Raw genomic sequence first — 7,193 nt, forward strand, 5'->3', positions numbered from 1 at the left:
GCATCACCAGGGCTAGGCGGTTGTATCGCCACAAGCTATTCCCTGGGGGCCAAGTCTATGAACCTGATGACCCACACGCTGGAGCGTCCCGTATCGGAGCCCGCGAGCGGCACGAACATCACCGACATCGCGGAAACCACGTCGGCGACCTGCCTCGCCACGCGCGTCCGCCAGCTCTCGCGCATCATCACGCGTCTTTACGATGACGCCATGCGCCCGCTCGGCATCACGGCCAGCCAGTATACCCTGCTCGCGCAGCTCGCCTCGCGCGACGGCATCACGGCCGTCGAGATCGGCCACGAGCTCGACATCGAGAAGTCGACCCTCTCGCGCAACCTGAAGCGCCTTCTCGCCCTCGGCATGATCATCATGGATCCGCCCGCCGGCCGCCGCGGCCGCGGTCTTCACCTGACGACGAAGGGTTCCACCGTGCTCAAGGAGGCCTATCCGGTCTGGCAGGCAGCCCAGGCGCGCTCCGTCGCCGCCATGGGCGTTGACACCCGCGCCAAGCTAGACGACCTGCTGCGCGTCGCGGAAAAACTCATCGCCGACTGATACGGGCTGGCCGGCCATTGCGCCGCTGCTCGCTGTCGCTAAGTTCAACGGAGCGCACCCGAACGGTGACGCTCCGTTTTCTTTTTGCCGCCCGCCATCGACAGGAGGCCGCGCCATGTTTGCGACCGAACGGATCGCGCAAGCCGAGCAACTGCTCGCAGCCCTGCGCGCCCGCGGCCTGAGGCTGGCGACGGCGGAAAGCTGCACCGGCGGATTGATCGCCGCCCTTTTCACCGAGATCCCGGGTGCGTCGGACGTCTTCGAGCGCGGCTTCGTCACCTATTCGAACGCCGCCAAGATCGGCGACCTCGGCGTGGACTACGATCTCCTCGCCCGCCATGGCGCCGTGAGCGCGGAAGTGGCAGCGGCGATGGCGGCCGGAGCGCTCCGCGCCTCGGCCGCCGATGTCACCGTCTCCGTCACCGGTGTGGCCGGCCCCGGCGGCGGCTCGCCCGAAAAGCCGGTCGGCCTGGTTCACATCGCGCTCGCCACCCGCACGCGTGATGCACCCGTCGTGCGCACCTTCCGCTTCGGCGGCATCGGCCGCACCCAGATCCGGGAAGCGACCGTCGCCGAAGCGCTGCGCCTGATCGAGGACGTGCTGGAGTCTCGATAAAGGCCTCCGGATCCAAAACCTTCCGCTGCGCGTATAAAACTGTCCGAAGGCCGTTTCCTGGCGTTTGGGCCGCCGCCCGCCTAGTGTCAGGCGAGGCGCGTCGGGCGAGGCTGATTGCGCGGCAAATCGAGAGGTGATCCTTGGCACGTCGTATCAGCCGGTTCTTGATCGTGCCTTTCGCCATGGCGATGGCCGGCGCCGCTGCGGCCGCCGATCTCACCGCCCGCCAGGTCACCGAAGAACTCTACAAGGCCACCGATACAGCCCCGCTCGATTTCACGCGCCGCGACCTCACCGGGCTCGATCTGGCCGGCCTCAAGTTCAAAAAAGCGAAGCTGACCGAAGCGAACCTGTTCGGGGCTGATCTCAGCGGCGCCGACCTCTCCCACGTCGATCTGCACGCCGCGCGCCTCGACCGCGTCAACATCATCGGCACCCGCTTCGATCACGCCGACCTGAGCGAGGCCAGCATCCTGCGGCCCACGAGCGCCACATCTTTTGAGGGCAATCGGGCCGAAGCCGCGAGCTTCGCGGGCGCCAACCTCACGAAGGCGCGGATGTTCGGCGTCTTCACCGGCGGCAGCTTCGCCAAGGCGCGCATGGTGGGCGCCACTCTGGCCCCCTTCAGCGACACCGGCTTCATCGAAGTGTTGTGGCGATCCCGCCTCGACTCCGCCGACCTGAGCGGCGCCGATCTGTCGGGCGCAGATCTCTCGCACGTGTCGTTCCGCTTCGCGAACCTGCAGGGCGCGAAGCTCACGGGTGCACTGCTCGTCAATGCCGACCTCTCGCACGCCGACCTGACCGGCGCCGACCTGACCGGGGCGGACCTGAGCCGCGCGGATCTCGACCGCGCCATCCTGACGGGCGCCAAAGGCCTCGACAGCGTCGGCGGTCTTTCAACCACGGTAAACCGCGACAAGGCCATCAACTGAAGCCGCGACTCGAAGGCTTGAGCAGCCAACGCGGCTCAGGCCGTCGCGCGCGGACCGTAAAGGCTTCGCGCACGCCCCTCGAACGCCTCCGTGTAGCTGCGCACGGCCTTGTCGAACGCGCCCCCCACGATCATCTGCAGCATCGTCGAGCGGAACGCGTAGTCGATGAAGAACTGCACATCGCAGCCCCCAACGGCCGGCACGAAACGCCATTCGTTTTCGAGATGCGTGAAGGGCCCGTCGAGATGGCGCGCCCGGATCAATGCAGCGTCAGGATCGAGCAGCACCTGCGTCGTGAACTGCTCCGTGATTGCGCCATAGCCCACCGACATCGTCGCCGTGAGTTCGGCACCGCCGTCGCTCGTGGCTTCGCGCTTCGTCACGGTCAGCGCTTCGCAGAGCGGCAGGAATTGCGGATAGCTCTCGACATCGGCGACGACTGCGAACATCTGCTGCGGCGTGAAGGGCACGCGCCTGACGGTACGGAAGCTCGGCAAGGCTGAGGGTCCTATGGAGAGACGGAGAGCGACGCGGCGCGCGCGGCCTTGAGGCGGCGGAAGTCGTCACCGGCATGAAACGAAGACCGCGTCATCGGGCTGGCGGCCACCACCTGAAAGCCCTTCGCGAGCGCCACCCGCTTGAGATCGTCGAACTCGTCCGGCGGCATGAACCGCTTCACCTCGGCGTGCTTGGCCGACGGCGCGAGATACTGCCCGATCGTCAGAAAGTCCACGTTGGCCGACAGCAGATCGTCCATGACCTGGAGGATCTCGTCGCGCGCCTCCCCGAGGCCGACCATCAGGCCCGACTTCGTGAAAACCGCCGGATCGATCTCCTTCGCGCACTGCAGCACGCGCAGCGAATGGAAATAGCGCGCCCCGGGCCGGATGCGCACGTAGAGCGCCGGCACGGTTTCGAGGTTGTGGTTGAGCACGTCCGGCCGCGCCGCGATCACCTGCTCAAGGGCGCCGTCCTTGCGCAGGAAATCCGGGATCAGCACCTCTATGCTCGTCGCCGGAGACGACGCGCGAATGCCCTCGATCACCGCCGCGAAATGGGCAGCCCCGCCGTCGTCGAGATCGTCCCGGTCGACGGACGTGATGACGACGTGTTCGAGACCGAGCGCCGCCACGGCATCCGCCACCCGCTGCGGTTCGCTCTCATCGAGCGGCCTGGGACGCCCTGTCGCCACGTTGCAGAAAGCGCAGGCGCGCGTGCACACGTCGCCCATGATCATCATGGTCGCGTGGCGCTTCTCCCAGCACGTGCCGATGTTGGGGCAGCCCGCCTCCTCGCAGACGGTGGCCAGGCCATGCGCGCGCACGATGGCGCGCGTCGCGAGATAACCCTCCGACCCAGGCGCCCGCACGCGTATCCACGCCGGCTTGGCCGGCATCGGCTGATCGGGCCGGTGCGCTTTCTCGGGATGACGCGCACGCGGGGCGCCGTCAGCGCGCGTATCGAGGATGGTGACCATCAACCTTCTCTGGCCGCGGACTCATGTGATCCACCGACCATAGCTCAGGCCCAAGCTTGGACCAAACGCCCGCTCCGCCCTGGAGCGGCGCTCAGCGGCCACCCAAGAAGCGCGCAATGAGAACGACGAGCATGGCGCCGATCGTCGAAACGACGATCTGGTTGCCGTAGGGAACGTAGGCGTCGAAGTTGTACGGCAGGTTGAGCAGTCCGGCCGCCACGAGATAGCCGCCCACGACCGCGCCGATCAGGCCGACGAACAAATTGCGGATCAGTCCGCCGCCGCCGAGCAGCAGCCCCGCCAGCCAGCCCGCGATCAGGCCGTTGACGATCATGACGATCCAGACCTGATTGTCGGTCGCGAATTGCCAGTAATCCATGTCGTCCTCCCCCGTGTGATCCTCAGCGCCCACCCGTCGCCCCCTTGGACGCGAGAGTTGTGTCAGCGCGGCAAAGACTAGCGCGGCTCCCGCCCCCGCGCCATGCCCAACGGCTCCCGGCGCGAGCGCAGGAGCATGCAAGGGAGAGCCTCAGGACGCAGCGGTTGCCTCAGACGTGGCAGCGCGCACCCAGGTAGTCGTTCAGGAGACGATTGTAGAGATCCGCATCCGCCTTCTGCTGGCCGGAAAGCTTCTTGCCGGACGCTTCCGCCTGCACGGACGACGGCACGCCCCTGGCGTCGAGCTTGTTCAGCTGCGACTTGATCGAGCCACAGGTTTCGCCGTTAGCCAGTTGCTTGCTCGTCGGACCGTTCGAGCCACCCGATGCGCAACCGCCGATCGACACGGCCGCACCCAAGGCGCAAAGCATGGAAAGACGCAGCGCGCCGCGCAACCCCGCAGTCATGAATCTCTTGCCCTCTCGAAGCATTAACCGTTGCGTCACGTTAGGTGGTTCAACGGGGCAGTTGAACCCCTGGGCCTTCATCTCAGGCCATTCGCGCCAAAGTGTGGCCCCGAAGCCGCAGTTTGGCTGTGGTCGGGACTTTGGTCAACGTCTCGAAACTGAAAATCCGAACGGGACCAGACTCTGGCCCCGCTCGGATTGGGGAATCGCGGCGGCAGAAAACCGTCGGCGTTAGCGCTGCTGCACGACGATCGGCGGCGCGACCGACGCCTGCGGGGTGGTCGCAGCCACGACATGCGCGCTGTTCGCGGTTGGGGTTGCGGCCGTCACGGTGCCGGTCGCGATCGGCGCTGCGGCGGCCTGGACCGGCCGCGGCCCGAAGGTCGAGCAGCGGGCCTGGAACTCGGCATTGGCCTTATCCAGTTCGGCGGCCTGCGCGAGCGACGCGCGCTTCACCGCAACCGTCGCGGACTTGCCGACCGAGGCCTTTTCGATGCGTTCCGACACGCCTTCCTTGCGGAGCACGTCGATGCGCTGCGCGAGCGAATAGCACTGCGGATCGATCTTGTTCGCGACCGGGGTCGGCGTTGCCGCGCCACCGTCGGTCGAGGCCATGCCGATGGATTGAGTGGTGAGCGAATTTCCGAACAGAGCGGTGTCTGATGAACATCCGGCGAGCATCGTGACGCCGATAGCGGCACATATGACCGTTGCTGACAATTTCTGCATTGTGTCCCCCGTAACGCCTTCGAACGAGCGTTGCCTGTACGTAGTTTGGTCTACGGTCGACTCCGAGCTTGTCACAAGAAGCCCGGCCCAAAATGACCGTGTATGGACCAAATTGACAGACCCGAATCTGTGGAAACTCTTGCCCCGTGGCGGGCCAGACACATCAAGCGGACGCCTGACCGGTCGCGCGGAGCGCAAAATCGCCCATACGGCCGCGACTCACCCCTGACAGAGAGCGGTCGCTCGAAATTGCCCAAGAAAAACAGTTAGCGCCTTACGGACCGCCGCGCACCGCGGCGCGCACGGCACGGGTCAGCGCATCGGCGTCCGGCAGGGCGACACCCTGCAGCTCCTGCGCATAGGGCAGCGGGACCTGCATCCCGCTGAGCTGAACCGGCGGCCCCTTGAGCGCGCCGAAGCAACGGGACACGATTGCGGCCGTCAGTTCGGCCCCGATCCCCCAGCCTTCTTCGATGGTGACGAGACGGCCCGTCTTCGACACGGAACCGGCAACACGGTCGATATCGAGCGGACGCACGCTCATGAGATCGATCACCTCGGCGTCGATCCCCTCATCGCTCAGGCGATGCGCGGCCTCGATCGCGGCCAGCACCGCATGCCCCGAGGCGGCAATGGTCACGTCGGACCCGGCGCGCGCGATCCGCGCCTTGCCGAGCGCGAACGCGTGCACTTCGCTTGGCGCCGCCACGTAAAGCTCGCGGCTCGCGTAAAGCAAATCATGCTCCAGCACCGCAACCGGACCGGAGCTTCGGATCGCGGCCGAAAGCAGGCCACGGGCCGCCGAAGCCGTCGCCGGCTGCACGACCGTGAGCCCCGGAATTTGCGCGAGCGTCGCCGCCACGCACCGCGCATCCTGCCCCGTGGCACCCGGTGTAAATCCGTTCGGGCCTCGAAACACGATCGAGACGGGAAGCGTCCCGCCCGAAAGATAGAACGCCTCGGTCGCCTCTGCGAGATAGGGCAGCATCACGTCAAGCGCGCGCCCCCACGACGCAACCTCGACGACGGGCTTCAAACCCGCCATCGCCGCGCCGACGGCGAGACCGAACAGCGCCTCGTCGAGCGCCGGAACCGTGACGACGCGCGAGGGACCGAATTCGTCCTCGAGCCCCTGCGCAACCTTGAGCGCGCCGCGGTTCTGCGCCACGTCGACACCGATCAGCAGCACGCGGTCATCGGCCCGCATGTCTTCGGCGAGCGCGTCGCGCAACGCCTCGCGATAGGTCTGGTCGGCGCCAGCGCCATGCCCCGCGCCGCGTGTGCGTGCCCTGGGCGCCGGAATGGGCGCCGCAGCAGCCAGCGTATCGGCACGCGGGCCGGGAAGCGGATCGAGCGCCGCGAACGCGAGCGGCAGCGCATCGCGCCTCCGCGCATCGGCCAGCACAACGGCGATCGGTGTGTTGACCTTCACGCCCTCCGTCCCGGCAGGCACGAGAATGCGCTCGACCCGGCCTCCGTCTTCGGCCTCGATTTCAAGCGTCGCCGTCGAGGTTGCGATCTCGACCAGCACGTCGCCCGCGGCCACGGCCTGCCCCTCGGCCACGTGCCAGCGCGAAATCTTGCCATGCACCATCGAGGGCGTCACAGGCGGCATGAGAATTTCCCGGCGCATCTGCCCGCTCAAGCCTCCAGCGCCGAATAGAGTTCTGCAGGCTCCGGCGGCGGTTCGGAGCGCGCTGCGAGCGCCGCGCTGCTGATCGTGTCACGAACTCCCTTTTCGAGCGCCCTGAGATCACGCTCCGAAAGGACGGACGACGAGAGAATACGCGCCCGCGCCTTGGCGACCGGATCGGCTTCGGCGATGCGACGCTCGGCGGTGCCGGGCTGCGCCGCCGCGCCATGGCCGCGATAACGGAACGTCAGCATCTCCAGCAGCGTCGGCCCGTCGCCGGCCCGCGCCCGCGCGATTGCGCGCCGCCCGGCCGCCCGGACACGCCGCACATCGATGCCATCGACCTGCTCACCGGGAATGGCGAACGGCTTGCCGCTCTCGGCAATCGCCGACGGCAATGCGC

Annotated in this window: 10 protein-coding genes; 3 read left to right on the forward strand and 7 right to left on the reverse strand. The window is 67.2% G+C overall.

Going from position 1 to position 7,193, the window contains the following annotated elements; translation table 11 throughout:
* The first annotated feature begins 57 nt into the window (after positions 1–57).
* The 3 genes from ACTIFK_RS15365 to ACTIFK_RS15375 all read left to right on the forward strand — a co-directional run bounded on the left by ACTIFK_RS15365 (position 58) and on the right by ACTIFK_RS15375 (position 2,106).
* Positions 58–555: a MarR family winged helix-turn-helix transcriptional regulator gene (locus tag ACTIFK_RS15365; RefSeq protein ID WP_439543962.1), complete on the forward strand. Its 498-nt coding sequence runs from the start codon at positions 58–60 to the stop codon at positions 553–555.
* Positions 556–670: 115 nt separating this feature from the next.
* A complete protein-coding gene (locus ACTIFK_RS15370) occupies positions 671–1,171 on the forward strand; it encodes a CinA family protein (protein ID WP_439543963.1) in 501 nt (166 codons plus the stop codon).
* Positions 1,172–1,311: 140 nt separating this feature from the next.
* The gene (locus ACTIFK_RS15375) at positions 1,312–2,106 is read left to right on the forward strand and encodes a pentapeptide repeat-containing protein (protein WP_439543964.1); all 795 of its coding nucleotides are present in this window, start codon (positions 1,312–1,314) and stop codon (positions 2,104–2,106) included.
* Positions 2,107–2,141: 35 nt separating this feature from the next.
* Here the strand turns inward: ACTIFK_RS15375 and ACTIFK_RS15380 are convergent, their stop codons facing one another.
* The 7 genes from ACTIFK_RS15380 to ACTIFK_RS15410 all read right to left on the reverse strand — a co-directional run.
* Complete coding sequence (locus tag ACTIFK_RS15380; RefSeq protein WP_439543965.1) at positions 2,142–2,603, reverse strand: type II toxin-antitoxin system RatA family toxin; 462 nt, start codon at positions 2,601–2,603, stop codon at positions 2,142–2,144.
* 11 nt (positions 2,604–2,614) lie between these two features.
* On the reverse strand, positions 2,615–3,583 hold the full coding sequence (gene lipA / locus ACTIFK_RS15385; protein WP_439543966.1) for a lipoyl synthase: 969 nt from the start codon (positions 3,581–3,583) through the stop codon (positions 2,615–2,617).
* 91 nt (positions 3,584–3,674) lie between these two features.
* A complete protein-coding gene (locus ACTIFK_RS15390; protein ID WP_439543967.1) occupies positions 3,675–3,962 on the reverse strand; it encodes a GlsB/YeaQ/YmgE family stress response membrane protein in 288 nt (95 codons plus the stop codon).
* A gap of 169 nt (positions 3,963–4,131) precedes the next feature.
* Positions 4,132–4,428 carry a hypothetical protein gene (locus tag ACTIFK_RS15395; protein WP_439543968.1) on the reverse strand — a complete coding sequence of 99 codons (297 nt, stop codon included), beginning with the start codon at positions 4,426–4,428 and terminating at the stop codon, positions 4,132–4,134.
* A 231-nt stretch (positions 4,429–4,659) separates the two neighbouring features.
* Positions 4,660–5,157, reverse strand: a complete 498-nt coding sequence (locus ACTIFK_RS15400; protein WP_439543969.1) for a hypothetical protein — start codon at positions 5,155–5,157, stop codon at positions 4,660–4,662.
* 274 nt (positions 5,158–5,431) lie between these two features.
* Complete coding sequence (locus tag ACTIFK_RS15405) at positions 5,432–6,772, reverse strand: transketolase C-terminal domain-containing protein (protein ID WP_439543970.1); 1,341 nt, start codon at positions 6,770–6,772, stop codon at positions 5,432–5,434.
* A gap of 26 nt (positions 6,773–6,798) precedes the next feature.
* A partial coding sequence (locus tag ACTIFK_RS15410; protein WP_439543971.1) for a thiamine pyrophosphate-dependent enzyme occupies positions 6,799–7,193 on the reverse strand: 395 nt, incomplete at its 5' end.

Origin of the sequence: Hyphomicrobium sp., from assembly GCF_051860585.1 — a bacterium.
Taxonomy (GTDB): Bacteria; Pseudomonadota; Alphaproteobacteria; order Rhizobiales; family Hyphomicrobiaceae; genus Hyphomicrobium_C.

Excerpts from the sequence above, each read along its gene's own strand:
- ACTIFK_RS15370 (WP_439543963.1), top strand. The coding sequence starts at position 671 with ATGTTTGCGACCGAACGGATCGCGCAAGCCGAGCAACTGCTCGCAGCC.
- lipA (WP_439543966.1), bottom strand. The coding sequence starts at position 3,583 with ATGGTCACCATCCTCGATACGCGCGCTGACGGCGCCCCGCGTGCGCGT.
- ACTIFK_RS15395 (WP_439543968.1), bottom strand. The coding sequence starts at position 4,428 with ATGACTGCGGGGTTGCGCGGCGCGCTGCGTCTTTCCATGCTTTGCGCC.
- ACTIFK_RS15405 (WP_439543970.1), bottom strand. The coding sequence starts at position 6,772 with ATGCCGCCTGTGACGCCCTCGATGGTGCATGGCAAGATTTCGCGCTGG.
- ACTIFK_RS15400 (WP_439543969.1), bottom strand. The coding sequence starts at position 5,157 with ATGCAGAAATTGTCAGCAACGGTCATATGTGCCGCTATCGGCGTCACG.
- ACTIFK_RS15390 (WP_439543967.1), bottom strand. The coding sequence starts at position 3,962 with ATGGATTACTGGCAATTCGCGACCGACAATCAGGTCTGGATCGTCATG.
- ACTIFK_RS15365 (WP_439543962.1), top strand. The coding sequence starts at position 58 with ATGAACCTGATGACCCACACGCTGGAGCGTCCCGTATCGGAGCCCGCG.